Source organism: Prauserella aidingensis (assembly GCF_024171865.1).
In the GTDB taxonomy this organism is placed as follows: Bacteria; Actinomycetota; Actinomycetes; order Mycobacteriales; family Pseudonocardiaceae; genus Prauserella; species Prauserella aidingensis.
This window is the reverse complement of the sequence record NZ_JAMTCN010000004.1, coordinates 171,280-185,819: the sequence shown is the minus strand read 5'-3', so window position 1 is coordinate 185,819 and position 14,540 is coordinate 171,280. Positions and strand designations below refer to the sequence as shown.

14 protein-coding genes and 1 pseudogene are annotated in these 14,540 nt (G+C 70.1%); 10 read left to right on the top strand and 5 right to left on the bottom strand.

Annotated elements, in window-relative coordinates:
• The first annotated feature begins 29 nt into the window (after positions 1 to 29).
• Genes LY13_RS06805 through LY13_RS06795 form a run of 3 tightly spaced genes read left to right on the top strand, consistent with a single transcriptional unit; the run spans position 30 to position 2,160 of the window.
• Entirely contained in the window at positions 30 to 794 is a 765-nt protein-coding gene (locus LY13_RS06805) for an SDR family NAD(P)-dependent oxidoreductase (protein ID WP_253827423.1), read from the top strand.
• Between the two features lie 34 nt (positions 795 to 828).
• Positions 829 to 1,869: an LLM class flavin-dependent oxidoreductase gene (locus LY13_RS06800; RefSeq protein ID WP_253827422.1), complete on the top strand. Its 1,041-nt coding sequence runs from the start codon at positions 829 to 831 to the stop codon at positions 1,867 to 1,869.
• Between the two features lie 15 nt (positions 1,870 to 1,884).
• A complete protein-coding gene (locus LY13_RS06795) occupies positions 1,885 to 2,160 on the top strand; it encodes an SDR family NAD(P)-dependent oxidoreductase (protein WP_253827421.1) in 276 nt (91 codons plus the stop codon).
• 63 nt (positions 2,161 to 2,223) lie between these two features.
• Here the strand turns inward: LY13_RS06795 and LY13_RS06790 are convergent, their stop codons facing one another.
• Both LY13_RS06790 and LY13_RS25895 read right to left on the bottom strand, forming a co-directional pair.
• Positions 2,224 to 3,372 carry an NAD(P)/FAD-dependent oxidoreductase gene (locus tag LY13_RS06790; protein WP_253827420.1) on the bottom strand — a complete coding sequence of 383 codons (1,149 nt, stop codon included), beginning with the start codon at positions 3,370 to 3,372 and terminating at the stop codon, positions 2,224 to 2,226.
• Entirely contained in the window at positions 3,369 to 4,619 is a 1,251-nt protein-coding gene (locus LY13_RS25895; RefSeq protein ID WP_253827419.1) for a cytochrome P450, read from the bottom strand. Before LY13_RS25895 ends, LY13_RS06790 begins: the two co-directional genes overlap by 4 nt.
• Before the next feature lie 180 nt (positions 4,620 to 4,799).
• Between LY13_RS25895 and LY13_RS06780 the strand changes: the two genes are divergently transcribed.
• The 6 genes and pseudogenes from LY13_RS06780 to LY13_RS06755 all read left to right on the top strand — a co-directional run bounded on the left by LY13_RS06780 (position 4,800) and on the right by LY13_RS06755 (position 10,120).
• Positions 4,800 to 4,997, top strand: a complete 198-nt coding sequence (locus LY13_RS06780; RefSeq protein ID WP_253827418.1) for a ferredoxin — start codon at positions 4,800 to 4,802, stop codon at positions 4,995 to 4,997.
• A gap of 8 nt (positions 4,998 to 5,005) precedes the next feature.
• A complete protein-coding gene (locus LY13_RS06775; RefSeq protein WP_253827417.1) occupies positions 5,006 to 5,824 on the top strand; it encodes an enoyl-CoA hydratase/isomerase family protein in 819 nt (272 codons plus the stop codon).
• Complete coding sequence (locus tag LY13_RS06770; RefSeq protein WP_253827416.1) at positions 5,824 to 7,476, top strand: AMP-binding protein; 1,653 nt, start codon at positions 5,824 to 5,826, stop codon at positions 7,474 to 7,476. The genes LY13_RS06775 and LY13_RS06770 overlap by 1 nt, the downstream gene beginning before the upstream one ends.
• A gap of 17 nt (positions 7,477 to 7,493) precedes the next feature.
• Positions 7,494 to 8,399: an HpcH/HpaI aldolase/citrate lyase family protein gene (locus LY13_RS06765; protein ID WP_253827415.1), complete on the top strand. Its 906-nt coding sequence runs from the start codon at positions 7,494 to 7,496 to the stop codon at positions 8,397 to 8,399.
• Between the two features lie 25 nt (positions 8,400 to 8,424).
• Positions 8,425 to 8,886, top strand: a pseudogene (locus LY13_RS06760) (MaoC family dehydratase); the annotation flags it as partial.
• A gap of 67 nt (positions 8,887 to 8,953) precedes the next feature.
• Positions 8,954 to 10,120, top strand: coding sequence for an acyl-CoA dehydrogenase family protein (locus LY13_RS06755; protein WP_253827413.1), 1,167 nt, complete (start codon positions 8,954 to 8,956; stop codon positions 10,118 to 10,120).
• Positions 10,121 to 10,242: 122 nt separating this feature from the next.
• Here LY13_RS06755 and LY13_RS06750 read toward each other — a convergent pair whose 3' ends face one another.
• From LY13_RS06750 to LY13_RS06740, 3 genes are all read right to left on the bottom strand, one after another.
• Positions 10,243 to 11,025 carry a crotonase/enoyl-CoA hydratase family protein gene (locus LY13_RS06750; RefSeq protein ID WP_308216281.1) on the bottom strand — a complete coding sequence of 261 codons (783 nt, stop codon included), beginning with the start codon at positions 11,023 to 11,025 and terminating at the stop codon, positions 10,243 to 10,245.
• A gap of 90 nt (positions 11,026 to 11,115) precedes the next feature.
• Positions 11,116 to 11,874 (bottom strand): SDR family NAD(P)-dependent oxidoreductase, encoded by a 759-nt coding sequence (locus LY13_RS06745; RefSeq protein WP_253827412.1) that lies wholly within the window; start codon positions 11,872 to 11,874, stop codon positions 11,116 to 11,118.
• 126 nt (positions 11,875 to 12,000) lie between these two features.
• Positions 12,001 to 13,206, bottom strand: a complete 1,206-nt coding sequence (locus LY13_RS06740) for a thiolase family protein (protein ID WP_253827411.1) — start codon at positions 13,204 to 13,206, stop codon at positions 12,001 to 12,003.
• Positions 13,207 to 13,379: 173 nt separating this feature from the next.
• Between LY13_RS06740 and LY13_RS06735 the strand changes: the two genes are divergently transcribed.
• Entirely contained in the window at positions 13,380 to 14,528 is a 1,149-nt protein-coding gene (locus LY13_RS06735) for an acyl-CoA dehydrogenase family protein (protein WP_253827410.1), read from the top strand.
• Positions 14,529 to 14,540 lie beyond the last annotated feature (12 nt).

Sequence of the window (14,540 nt, the reverse complement as noted above, 5' to 3'; positions counted from 1 at the left end):
ACCACCATCCGTAGATCGGAGTTCTCGTCATGCTGCTCAAGAACAGGACCGCGCTCATCACCGCAGGCGGCTCGGGTATGGGCCGCGCCGCGGCGGAGGCCTTCGCGGCACAGGGAGCGCACGTGATCGTCGTCGACGTCGACGGCGGTGCCGCCAAGGACGTCGTGGGCGCCGTGGAAGGCGCGGGCGGCAGTGCGCGTGCCGAGGTCATCGACGTCCGCGACCTGGACGCGCTGAAGTCGCTCGCCGAGCGGGTGCGGTCGGACCACGGGTCGCTCGACGTGCTGTACAACAACGTCGGCATTCCCGGCGCGGCGGGCACGGACCTGTCGGTCGAGGACTGGGACGCGCTCATCGAGATCAACGCCCGCGCGAGCTTCTACCTGACCAACTACCTCACCGACGCGCTGCGGGCCTCGGGCAACGCGTCGGTGATCTTCACCAGCTCCAGTTCGGGACTGGTCGGCTCGCCGTACAGCCCGCTGTACTCGTTCACCAAGGGCGGCATCATCGCGCTGGTCCGCTCGTTGGCGCTCGCGTTCGCGCAGGACGGGGTGCGGGTCAACGCCATCGCGCCGGGATCGGTCGACACCCCCGGACTGCCCGCGTTCTTCCGCACCGAGACCGAGGAGGAGCTGGCCGAGCGGAAGAAGGCGTTCTTCGCCCAGATCCCGATGGGCCGCCCGTCCCAGCCGGAGGAGATCGCCCAGGTCGCGCTGTTCCTCGCCAGCGACATGGCGAGCTTCGTGACCGGTGTGACGATCCCCGTCGACGGTGGCATGACGGCCAAGTAGCCAATCCCCCGCAGCGGTAACCGAAGGAGGAACCGTGGAATTCGGCATCCTGATGGGTGACCAACCGGTCGCGTCGTCGGCCCGCGAACACCTCGACCTGATGCTGCGCAAGGCCGAGGCTGCACAGCGGGCGGGCTTCACGTACCTGACGATCGGTCAGCACTTCCTGTACGACGGGTTCCGCTGGTTCCAGCCCGTGCCACTGCTGGCTCGCCTGGCCGCCGAACTCGACGACCACGTCACGATCGGCACGACCGTCCTCATCGGACCCGTGCACCATCCGGTGGTGCTCGGTGAGGAACTGGCCACACTGGACGTCGTCACCGGTGGGCGACTGGTCGTCGGGCTCGGCACCGGCTACCTGCCGCAGGAGTACGCCACCATGGGCGTGCCGTTCGGCCAGCGCTACCGGCTGCTGGAGGAGCTGATCGAGGTGATGACGAAACTGTGGTCGTCCGACCGCGTGAGTCATCAGGGCCGGTTCTGGCAGATCGACGACCTGCCGACGCACGTGCATCCGCTGCAGCAACCGCGGCCACCGGTGTGGCTGGGTGCGATGCGGGAGACGGGCGTGCGGCGGGCGGCACGGCACGGCGACGTCTGGACGATCACGCCGCAACAGACGATCGACCAGGTCGACGCGCTCATCCGGACCTACGCGGCCGAACGCACGAGCCGGGGCCTGCCGTTGAACCCGCTGCCGCTGCGGCGGGAGCTGATGATCGGCGAGGACTTCGACGACGCGGTCTCGCGGTTCGCCGCGGTCGCGCGGGGCAAGTACGAGGCCTACGCCGGACGCGGCATGACGCTGCTCGGCGACGACGAGGTGCGCAACTTCGGCGACACCGTGCGCGACCACGTGATCCTCGGTGATGCCGAGGCGTGCCGGAAGCAGGTGGCCGACATCGCGGCGGCCCTCCCGGTCGGCCCGCTGCTGGTGCGCCCGCACTGGCCAGGGATGGACGCCGAGCAGACCGAGGCGTACCTCGCCCACGTCGGTAGGGAGATCGTGCAACCCTTGCGGGGGCTCGAATCCCGCTCGTTCGCCGACTTCCTGGAACGGCCCGCCGGGTGATCACCGGGTTCCGGTGTGCGGTGCGTCGCCGACGGTTACGACGAGCTGGGCATGCTCGCGTACGGCCGGTCGAAGGCGGCCAACGTCCTGTTCGCCGTCGAACTGGACCGCCGGTGGTCGCGCGACGAGGATCCGCGTCCCTTGGATTTCGCCACCGAGACCGAGCCGCCGGCGACGGTTGTGCCCCACGCCGTCGATCCCGAGTTGGCCGCGCGGCTGTGGGAACTCAGTGACCGTCTCCTCGACGCGGGAGTCCGTGCCAGGCGAGAGGGCTACCGTGGCACGTCGTAGCGGCGTGGTGGTCGGGAACGGCTGAGTGCAGGACACGGGGTACCGGGTGCAGGACGCGGTCGGTCAGGGGAGCGGGGGCGTCGCCTCGGCGATCTGTTTCCGGGCGGCGGCGAGTTCCTTCATCCGGTTCACCCCGAGCCACGCGGTGAGCCTGCCGTCCGGCGCGTACCAGTGCACGGCCGGCTTCCCCTCGTCGCTCGTGTCGATCTCGGCGCGGTCCGCCGGGCCGTGGTGGCCGACGTACTGCACCTTGCGGCCGAACTGGTCGGACCAGAAGTACGGCACCGGATCGTGGCCGGGCAGGTCCGCATCGGAGCCGCCCGCGATGTGGGCCAGCAGCACCCGGGCGGCGACCGACGCGGCCGCGCCCGCCTCGTCCCAGTGTTCGACCCGCAGGCGCGCGCCCGTCCGGGGTGACCAGCGTGCGGCGAGGTCACCGACGGCGACCACGCCGGACGCCGAGGTGCGCAGGTGCTCGTCGACGTGCACCCCGTTGCCGAGCTCGAGTCCGGACCCGGTCAGCCAGCCGGTCGCGGGCCGTACGCCGATGCCGGTGACGACGACGTCCGCGGGCACGATTGAGCCGTCGGCCAGCAGCACACCGCCGGGGTCGACCGACGCGACCTTGGTGTCGAGCCGCAGGTCGACGTCGGCCCACCACGGGGTCAGCAGCGCGCCGACCTCGCCGCCCAGTGCGGCCGACAGGGGAGCGACGCCTGCTTCCAGACATGTGACCCGGCAGCCGGCCGCGAGGGCCGCCGTGGCCACCTCAGCGCCGATCCAGCTCGCCCCGATGATCACGACGCGCGCCCCCGCGGCGAGGCGGGCGCGCAGCGCGATCGCGTCGTCGAGCGTGCGCACGGTCAGCTGCTCGCCGTCGCCCGGCAGGCGCACCGGTTCGGCGCCGGTGGCCAGCAGTAGGCCGTCGTAGGGCTCGTCGCCGCCGTCGGTCCGCACGACCCGTTCCGCGGTGTTCAACCCGGTGGCCGTCACGCCCGCCCGGAACCGGACGCCGAGCGCGTCGACGTCGAACGGCAGCGGCGCGTCGTCACGATCGCCCCTGAGCACGGCCTTCGACAGCGGTGGTCGGTCGTACGGCGGATGCGGCTCCGCGCCGAGCACGACGAGTTCGCCGTCGAAACCCGTGCGGCGCAGGGCTGCGCAGGCGCGAGCGGCCGCCAGCCCGGCACCGGCGACGACGATCCGGGTCATCGGCGCGAGCCGAACAACGGCTCCCCGCGGCGCTTCCCCGGGGTGAACCGGCACGGGATCGAGTGGAACCCGGCGTTGGTGCCCTGGTCCGGATAGGTGACGAGCCCGTCGAGGTCCACCTCGTAGTCCGGCATCCGCTCCAGCACCTGGCTGATCATCGCGCGCGCCATCGCCCGGCCGAGGTGCGAACCGGCGCAGCGGTGCACGCCGAGGCCGAACGCCATGTGGCGGTTGGGCCAGCGCGTGATGTCGACCCGGTCCGGTTCGTCGAACTGCTCCGGGTCGCGGTTGGCCGATGCCCAGCTCAGCAGCGCGCGATCGCCCGCGTGGACGTGGACGCCCTGGAACTCGGCGTCGCGCGTGATGGTGCGCGCGAGTGCCTGCGTCGGGGAGAACACCCGGAGGAACTCCTCCACCGCGGCGTCGAGCAGGCTCGGGTCGTCGATGAGCCGCTGTCGCTCCTCGGGGTTCTCGTACAGCCACACCAGTGACTGCGTGACCAGGGAGGCGGTCGTGCCGACGCCGCCGGAGATGAGGAGTTCGAGGATCGAGTAGATCTCGTCGTCCGTCATCGGCCTGCCGTCGATCTCGGCGAGGATGAACTCGCTGGTGGCGTCGTCGGTCGGGTTCTCGCGCCGCTTCGCGATGTGGGCGCGCACCGTCTTCTCGACCCACGGCACCGCGATGTCGCGCGCGTGGTTGTACTCCTCGGATCCCGGTGCCGCCGACACGAGGGTGTGCATCGCGTCGACATAGCGCTTGTACTCGGAGGCGTCGAGGCCCAGCCAGTCGACGGTGACCGCGGCGGGAACGCCCGCGACGAAGGCGAGGTCGGCCTCGCCGCTCTCGATGATCTCGTCGATGAACCCGGTGACGAAGCGGTCGATCACGGGGTCGAGTCTCTTGACCGCCGCGGGCGCCGTCACCTTGTTCACGATCTTGCGGTACCCGCGGAAGGTCGGGGGATCGAGCTCGATGGGGATGTGGAACGCCGTCGGCGCCTTCGGGATGACGATCGCCAGGCCCTCGCCGCCGGATTCGTGTCGCGCGGAGGAGAACAGATCGTCGTCGCGCGAGGCCTCGAAGACGCTGGCGTAGTCGCCGAGGACCCAGTACCCGCCGTGCGCTTCGGTCCAGGCGACCGGATGTTCGGCGCGGAGTGCGCGGTAGGTGCCGACCGGATCCGCCGCGTGTTCCGGGGAGTGGTGGTCGAACGCGGCGATCGGACTACGAGCCTGCTCGGTCACAGCGCATCCCTCCTTTGGGCTTTCTCTGATAATAGTTATATGACTGGCCCAGTCAAGGCTCGACCTTTCGCCTGTTCTCTGATAATGGTTATATGTGAACAACGTGAGCACGCCGGAGTGCTCACCGGGTCCCGCGTGGTCCCGGTTCGTTCCCGAAGCAGCGTCGCACGGAGGACAGTCATGAAGGTCCGAGCTGACGAGAACCGGTGTCAGGGACACGGTCTCTGCAACATGACCGCACCCGATGTCTTCGACCTGTCCGACGAGGACGGGCACGTCGTCGTTCGTACGCCGGAGGTGCCGCCGGGTCTGGAGGACGACGCCGCCCGCGGCGCCGAGGCGTGCCCGGAGCTCGCCCTGTCGGTCACGGACGAGTGAGCGCCCGTATGGCAGACGAGGCCTCCGACGTCGAGGTTCGCGAGCACGACGGGGCGCTGTGGATCCGCCTCAACCGTCCGGATCGCCGCAACGCCTACGACATCGGCATGGCGCACACGATCATCGAGGCGCTCGAGCGGGCCACGAAGCTGCACGCCGTCGTCATCACCGGCTCGGGAGGCAGTTTCTGCGCAGGCGGGGCGCTCGATCAGCTCGACGATCCCGACCCGGACCTGCTGCGCACCCTGTTCCACACCTCGGCGCGCATGCTCCAGGCCGTGCGCGACTGCCCGCGGCCGGTGTTCGCAGCTGTCGACGGCGCCGCGGCGGGCGGTGGCAACGAGCTCGTCGTGGCCTGTGATCTCGCGATCGCCACTCCGCGTGCCACGTTCGGCCAGACGGGCCCGCGGGTGGGGTCGGCGCCGGTGCTCGGCGCGACGAATCACATGGCGGTGCAGATCGGCGAGAAGAAGGCCAAGGAGCTCACGTTGCTGTGCCGTCGCTACAGCGCTCAGCAGGCCCTGCAGATGGGACTGATCAACGAGGTCGTCGAGGAACCCGCAGCCGGCGGTGACGGCGTGGCCGCACTCGAGCGGCGCGTCGGCGAGTGGATCGACGAGCTCAAGGCTCTGAGCCCGCTGTACCTCGAGATCAGCAAGGTCAGCTCGAACCTGTGGTGGAACACCGGCCAGGACTCGATGTCCAGCGGTCTGGCCATGCTCACGCAGGCCGTCGGCAGCGACGACATGCGGGAGGGTGCGCGGGCCTTCGTCGAGAAGCGGCGCCCGGACTTCCCGCCCCCGGGAACCGGAACACGGAGGTCGTGATGACGCGGCGGTACTACACGGAGCTTCGGCCGACGTTCCCGGACCGCGGGCAGTGGGCCCTGCCGACGGTGCTGCGGCACTGGGCGCAGGCCACCCCGGATCGGGTGTTCCTTGACACCCCCGAGGAGTCGGCCACCTGGACCTACGCCGACACGCTGGCCGCCGCCGAGCGGATCGGCAGGGCACTGCTCGCCGCGGGCACCGCGCCGGGGGACCGCGTGGTGATCATGGCGGCCAACTCGTCGCGCTTCGTCCGCACCTGGCTCGGCACCGCGGTCGCGGGACTCGTCGAGGTGCCGATCAACACCGCCTACGAGCACGACTTCCTGGCCCACCAGGTGCGGACCGTCGAGGCGCGCATCGCCGTCATCGACGACGTGCACGCCGAGCGGTTCGCCGCCGTGGCCGACGCCGCCGCCGACATCGCACGGTTCTACGTCATCGACACCGGCTGCCGCGCAGCCGCGCTGGCCACGCTGCGGGCCGCGGGCTGGGAGGCCGAACCGTGGGAGGCCCTCGAGGAGGGCGCGGCCGCGGACCTGCCCGAGGTGGCTTCGGGCGATCTGGCGTCGGTGTTCTTCACCTCCGGCACGACCGGGCCGTCGAAGGGCGTCGCGATGCCCCACGGCCAGATGTACTTCTTCGGCGACGAATGCGTGTCGTTGACGCGCCTGACAGCCGACGACACGTGGATGACGGTCACGCCGCTGTTCCACGGCAACGCCCAGTTCATGGCGGTGTATCCGGCGCTGGTGGCGGGTGCGCGAGCGGTGGTGCGGTCGCGGTTCAGCGCCAGCAACTGGATCGACCAGGTCCGCGAGAGCCGCGCCACGGTCACGAACTTCATCGGCGTGATGATGGACTTCCTGTCGAAGCAGCCGCGGCGGCCCGACGACGCCGACAACGTGCTCCGGTGTGTGTTCGCGGCGCCGACCGCGGCGTCGCTGGTCGACGAGTTCCGGAGCCGCTACGGAATCGAAGCGTTCGTCGAGGTGTTCGGCCTGACCGAGACGTCGGCGCCGATCCTCTCTCCGTACGGCGAGGACCGCCCGGCAGGGGCCGCGGGCCTGGCCGCCGACGAGTGGTTCGACGTGCGCCTGGTGGATCCCGACACCGACGAGGAAGTCGGTGCCGGTGAGGTCGGCGAGCTGGTCGTGCGGCCACGGGTGCCGTGGATCTGCAGCATGGGCTACTTCAACATGCCCGACCGCACCGTCGAGGCGTGGCGGAACCTGTGGTTCCACACCGGCGACGCGCTCAAGCGGGACGCCGACGGCTGGTTCTACTTCGTCGACCGGTTCAAGGACGCGCTGCGCCGCCGCGGCGAGAACATCAGCTCCTACGAAGTGGAGACGGCCTTCCTCAGCCATCCCGCGGTGCTGGAATGCGCCGTCATCGCCGTGCCCGCGGACGCCGAGGCCGGCGAGGACGAGGTGATGGCGTACCTCATCACCGAGGAGCCGGTGAGCGCGGAGGAGATCTGGGACTGGTGCGGCAGCAAGGTGCCCGCCTTCGCGGTGCCGCGGTTCCTGCGGTTCGTCGACGAGCTGCCGAAGACGCCGAGTCAGCGCGTGCAGAAGGCGAAGCTGCGGGAACGGGGCATCACGCCGGACACCGTCGACCGCATCGCGCTCGCCGCCACGGCGAGCTGAGCGGGAGGGGACCACCGATGCATCCCTATCGATCCGTGCTGTTCGTGCCCGCGCACAAGCCGGAGTGGGTCACGAAGGCGATCGCGAGCGGCGCGGACGCCGTTGTGCTCGATCTGGAGGACTCCGTACCGGGTGACCGCAAGGCCGAGGCCCGCGGTCTCGTCGCCGACACGGTCGGCCGGGTGCGAGAGGCGGGTCACGAGGCCGGGCTGTTCGTCCGGCCGAACGCCCTGGACACGGGGTTGGCGGGCGTCGACCTCGAGACCGCCGTGTGCCCGGGGCTGACCGGGCTGTTCGTGCCCAAGGTGCGTGATCGGGACGACGTCCTGCGGTGGGAGACGCTGGTCGACTGGTTCGAACTCCGCAACGGCGCCGGGACCGGCGCCGGAACGGACCCGGGCCTCGAGTTGATCGTGCCGGTCGAGATGGTCGAGGCGATCCAGAACTGCCGGGAGATCGCGGGTGCCTCACCGCGCGTGGGCGCGATGATCGGCCCGACGGCCGAGCACGCCGACATCGCCCGCGCCGTCGGCTACCGGTGGAGCCGGGAAGGCACCGAGACTCTGTACCTGCGAAGTCGCGTGGTGCTGGCCTGCCGCGAATACGGTCTGCACGCTCTGACGGGACTGTGGGAGGACCTGTCCGACCTGGACGGGCTGAAGGCGTTCGCGGACTACGGGCTGCAGCTCGGATTCCGCGGGCAGATCGCCATCCATCCGTCCCACGTGGCGACGATCAACGAGGTGTTCTCGCCGACCGCGGAGGAGATCGAGTTCCGCGAGGGGCTCGTCGCCGCGTTCGAGGAGGCGGCGGCACGGGGCGACGGCGCCGTGCGCTATCGCGGCATCCACATCGACAAGGCGCACGCCGACACGGCGCGGGAGTGGCTCGCCCACGCCCGCCGCGTGACCGGCCGCGCGTGAACACCCACCCGAGCGCAAGGAGCCGACCATGCCCGGCCTGTACTTCGAGGAGCTCGTCGAAGGGGAGGTCTACGACCACCCGATGACGCGCACGGTGACCGAGATGGACAACGTCCTGTTCACCTCGCTCACGATGAACCCGCAGCCGCTGCACCTGGACGAGGAGTTCGCCAAGACCACGATCCACGGCCACCGGCTGGTGAACAGCCTGTTCACGATGGCGCTGGTCGGCGGCATGATCGTGTACGACCTGACCTACGGCACCACTCTGGGCAACCTCGGTTACGAGAAGGTCGAGTTCCCGAACCCGGTGTTCCACGGCGACACGATCCGCGCCAGCAGCACGATCCTGCGCAAGCGCGAGTCGGAGTCTCGGCCGAACGCCGGCATCGTCTGGTTCGAACACCGCGGCATCAACCAGCGCGACGAGGTCGTCTGCCTGTGCGAACGCGCCGGCATGATGATGAAACGCCCTACGGAGGCGTAATCCATCCACTTCGGACTTTCCGCGGCCGCGGTATCGGCGATCGCGGCTGCCGGCTCAGGAGGCCATGATGGGATTCGGTTATGACGAGACGCACGAGGACATCCGGCGGGCGGTGCGGCAGCTGTGCGGTCGCTTCGACGACGAGTACTGGGCCGCCCGCGACCGGTCGCACGAGTTCCCGTGGGAGTTCTACCGGGCGGTCGTGGCCGGTGGGTGGCTCGGGTTGACCGTGCCCGAGGAGTACGGCGGGGGCGGGCTCGGCGTGACCGAGGCGGCGATCGTCGAGCAGGAGATCTCCGCCTCCGGGGCGGGGATGAACGGCTGCAGCAGTGTCCACATCGGTATCTTCGGCTTCGAGCCGCTCATCCGCCACGGCAGCGAGGAACTGAAGAAGCGGTTCCTGCCGCGACTGGTCGACGGTGACCTGCACACGTCGTTCGCGGTGACCGAGCCTGACGCCGGCACGGACACGCTGAACCTGTCGACCACGGCGCGCAAGGTCGACGGCGGCTTCCGGGTGTCGGGCAAGAAGGTGTGGATCACCAAGGCCCAGGAGGCCGAGCGGATGATGCTGCTCTGCCGCACGTCACCGCGCGAGGAGGGCAAGGGCCGCACCCGCGGGCTGACGCTCATGTTCGCCGAGGTCGACCGCGATCACGTGGACATCAAGCCGATCCCGAAGCTCGGCCGCAACGCCGTCGACACGAACGAGCTGTTCATCGACGACCTGTTCGTGTCCGACGAGGACGTCATCGGCGAGGTCGGCGAGGGCTTCACGGCCATCCTGGCCGGGCTGAACGCCGAGCGGGTCCTGTCGGCCAACGCCGCGATCGGACTGGGCAGGGCGGCGCTCGCGCGGGCGTGCGAGTACGCGGGCGAGCGGGTCGTGTTCGGCAGGCCGATCGGGAAGAACCAGCTCATCTCCGGTCAACTCGCCGAGGCGAAGATCAAGCTCGACGCCGCCGACCTGATGTGCAAACAGGCCGCGTGGATGATCGACAACGACATCCCGTGCGGCAAGGAGGCCAACGAGGCCAAGTACCTCGCCGCGGAGGCCGGGTTCCACGCCGCCGACGTGGCGATCAGCGTCCACGGTGGATACGGCTTCGCCCAGGAGTACCACGTGGAACGCTACTTCCGGGAGGCGCGGTTGATGCGGATCGCGCCGATCAGCCAGGAAATGGTGCTCAACTACGTCGCCGAACACGTCCTCGGCCTGCCCCGCAGCTACTGAGGCTCCCCGCCCCGGCCCGCGGTCACCGCGCCGGCGGGCGGGGCCGCAGACCGCAAGGCCGCCGACCCGCTGGGGTCGACGGCCCGGCGGCGTGTCCGAGGCGTCGACCTCGTGGCGGGCGGTTACTCGCCCTTCCACACAGGCGTGCGCTTCTCCGCGAACGCCGCCGCGCCCTCCCGGGCGTCGGCGGACCTGCGCACCGGGTCGAGGAACTCGTTCTGCCTGGTGAACTTCTCGTCGAGGGGCCAATCCGCGGAACGGACGAGCACCTGTTTGGACGCCGCCAGTGCCAGGGGAGCGTTCTCGGCGATCGTGTCGGCGAGCTGGAAGGCTCCGTCGAGGGCCCCGCCCGCGCCGGTGAGCCTGTTGACCAGCCGGGCCTCGGCGGCTTCCGTGGCAGGCCACATCCGGCCGGTGAACACGAGCTCCATGGCGAGGTGGTACGGGATGCGCTCCTGCAGGCGCAGCAGTCCGCCCGCACCGGCGGTGAGGCCGCGCTTGACCTCGGGCAGGCCGAAGGTGGCCTCGTCGGAGGCGACGACGAGGTCGCACGCGAGCACGACCTCGAACCCGCCGCCCAGGGCGTACCCCTCGACGGCGGCGATGAGCGGTTTCGTCGGCGGCTGCTGCACCAGGCCCGCGAAACCCCGGCCCTCGACGACCGGGATCTTCCCGCGGGCGAACCCCTTCAGGTCCATGCCCGCGCAGAATGTCCCGCCCGCGCCGGTGATGACGCCGACCGACAGGTCGGGCCTGCGGTCCAGTTCGTCGACGGCCTCGGCGATCTGCTGCGCCATGGCCAGCGACATCGCGTTCTTCGCCTTCGGCCGGTTCATCGTCAGCACGAGCACGCGGCCGCGCTCGGTCACCTGCAGTTCGGGTTCGTCGGTCACGGAATCGGTCACTGCACGCTCCACGGGTGTTCGGCGCCGGAACGGCCGGCGCGGTCGATCAACGCAGGTCTGGCCGGCGCGGTCGTGTCGACGTCGGGTCGATCAGCGCGGTGCCATGCGGATGGCACCGTCCAGGCGGATCGTCTCACCGTTCAGCATCGGGTTGTCGATGATCTGTTCCGCGAGCTGGGCGTACTCGCCGGGGACGCCCAGCCTGCTCGGATTCGGGATCGTCTTCCCGAGGGAGTCGCGCACGTCCTCGGGCAGGCGCGCCAGGATCGGCGTGTCGAACAGGCCCGGGGCGATCGTCGTGACGCGGATCTGCTTGGACGCCAGGTCGCGCGCCGCGACGAGTGTCATACCGACGATGCCCGCCTTCGACGATGCGTACGGGAGCTGCCCGATCTGGCCCTCGTAGGCCGCGACGGACGCGGTGAGGACGCAGATGCCGCGCTCCCCGTCGACCGGTTCATTGCGTGCCATCCGCGCGGCGGCGAACCGGAGGACGTTGAAGGTGCCGTAGAGGTTGGTCTTGACGACCGTGTCGAACATGTCCATCGACCCCGGATTGCCGTCGCGGTCGACGAGCCGCAGTGCGCCGCCGCGCCCGGCGCAGTGGACGAGGGCCCGCAGCGGTGCCGCCGCGGCAGCGGTGTCGACGGCCGCTTCCACCTGGTCGGCGTCGGTCACGTCGGCGGGTGCGAAGGTGCCGCCGAGCGTGTCGGCGACCGCCGCGCCGTCGGAGGAGGGCAGGTCGAGCACCACCACGTGGGCGCCGCGGTCGGCGAGCCGGGTGGCACTGGCCAGTCCGAGGCCGGAGGCGCCGCCGGTGACGACGACGGAACTGTCGGTCAGGTCCACGGTGATTCTCCCTGTCGTGTGGGGAAGGCTGGCGCGTGCGGGAGCTGCGGGGTCCGGGAAGCTGCGCTGTCCGGACGGCTGTGGGGTTCGGGACGTCGGGTTACCGGGAAGGCTGCGGGCGGAGGTTCAGAGTCGTTCGAGGACGGTGGCGTTGGCCATGCCGCCGGCCTCGCACATGAGTTGCAGCCCGTAGCGGTGACCACCGTCGTCGAGCGCGGACAGCATCGTCGTCATGAGGCGGGCGCCGGAGGCGCCGAGCGGGTGTCCGAGCGCGATCGCGCCGCCACGCGGGTTGAGCCGTGCCTCGTCGGCGCCCGAACCGGCGAACTCCCGTAGCCAGGCCAGCGGGACGGGGGCGAACGCCTCGTTCAGCTCGACGTGGCCGATGTCGGCGAGGTCGATGCCGGAGCGCTCGAGGATGCGATGCGTGGCGGGGATCGGGGCGGTGAGCATGAGCAGTGGGTCGTCGCCGCAGGCGTGCATCGCGCGGATGCGGGCCCGCGGGGTGAGCCCCGACTGCGCACATTTCTCGGCGCTCATCAGCAGCAGTGCGCTCGCGCCGTCGGTGATCTGCGAGGAGTTGCCCGGCGTGATGTGCCAGCCGATGTCGGGGAAACGGGCGCTCGTCGCGTCGGTGCGGAAGGCCGGTTCGAGACCTGCGAGCTTCTCCGCCGAGCTGCCGGGGCGGATCGTCTCGTCCTCGGTGACGGTGCCGTCGGGGGTGACGACCGGGACGATTTCGCGCGTGAACGCGCCCGCCTCGCGTGCCGCTGCCGCCCGACGGTGGGAGTGTGCCGAGTACTCGTCGAGCTCGGCGCGGTCGAGTTTCCACTTCGCGGCGACCAGCTCGGCCGCTACACCCTGGGAGATGAGGCCGGGGGAGTACCGGTCGGCGACACCGTCACCCCAGGGATCGGCGTCGAGTCGTGCCGATCCCATGCGCACGCGGCTCATCGACTCGACGCCGCCCGCGACGGCGATGTCGTAGGACCCGGCCATGATGGCCTGCGCAGCGAAGTGGACGGCCTGCTGGCCGGAGCCGCACTTGCGGTCGATCGTCGTGGCGGGGACGTGCTCGGGCAGGCCCGCGGCGAGCCAGGCCATGCGGCCGGGGGTGGCGGACTGCTCGCCGACCTGCGAAACGCAGCCGATGAGGACGTCGTCCACGGTCGCGGGGTCGACGCCGGTGCGGTCGAGGAGCCCGGTGAGTGTCTGGGCCAGCAGGTCGACGGGGTGCAGTCCGGCGAGTGCCCCGCCGGGTTTGCCCTTGCCCATCGGGGTGCGGACCGCGTCGACGATGACGACGTCGCTGACTTCCCGCGCTGGAATCATGGTTAATTACTTATCATGATATGCATGTCTAAGTCCACGCTCACCCTCGGTGAGGGTGGACGTGGACGCCGGGATTGTGACCGTTTCCGCGTGGCCGCGCCGCGTCATCCGGTCGCCTGTTGACAACCGTGGTGGATAAACCAGGATAATGATTACAACCAAGGAGGTCGACGATGACCGATGACATCCGGGAGATCCGCCGGCTCGCCGCGCAGGTGGCCGCGGACGTCTACGCCCCGATGGCCGACGAGCTGGACGCCGAGCGCAGGCCGTTGCCGGTCGAGGAGCGCAAACGTCTCGGCGAACTGGGCTTTCTGGGCATCGCACTGCCCGAGGAGTTCGGCGGTTCCGGGGCGCCGATCAGTCACGCCCTGGCCGTCATCGAAGAACTCGGCAAGGTGTGCCGGCCCGCGGCGTTCCAGGTCTTCGAATCCAACACCGGCCCCGCCCAGGTGATCAACCACCTCGGAACCGAAGAGCAACGCAGGCGCTGGCTGCCGGACATCGTCGCGGGCGAGAAGACGATGGCGGTCGCGATCTCCGAACCGGACGCCGGATCGGCGGCCACCGACATGCGCACCGCTGCCAAGCCCGTCGACGACACCTACGTCATCAACGGCACCAAGCGGTGGATCTCCAACGGCGGTGAGGCCGACCTGTACCTGACCTACACCCGGCTGTCCGATGCGCCGGGGTCGAAGGGCATCGGCGGCATCGTCGTCGAGAAGGGCACACCGGGACTGAGCTTCGGCGCCCAGGAGAAACTGATGGGTTTCCGCGGCATCCCCTCCGCGGACGTCATTTTCGACGACGTCGTCGCACCCGCCGACAACGTCGTCGTGCCCGCGGGCGGTTTCGGCAAACTGTTCGGCGTCTTCTCCATCGAGCGGCTCGGCAACACCACGATGAGCCTGGCCGTCGCACAGGCCGCCCTCGACCGCACCACGGCCTACGTGCAGGAACGCGAACAGTTCGGCAAACCGCTCGTGGAGTTCCAGAGCGTGCAGACGAACCTGGCGGACATGGTGCTGCAAGTGGAGGCCGCCAGGGCGCTGCTCGAGAAGGCCGCAGACAGTGCGGGGACCGGACTGCCCGACCCGTTCAAGGTCTCGCTCGCCAAGTGCACCGCCAACGAGATGGCCAAACGGGTCACCGATCTGGGCATGCAACTGCACGGCGGCAACGGCTACACCGAGGAGTACGGCCTCGAACGGTTGCACCGCGACGCGCACGGTTGGGCCATCGCGGGCGGAACCCCGGCCATGCAGCGCACCCGCATCGTGTCCGAACTCCTCGGCCGCCGCTTCGACCAGCGTCGCTGACGAGAGAGGTTG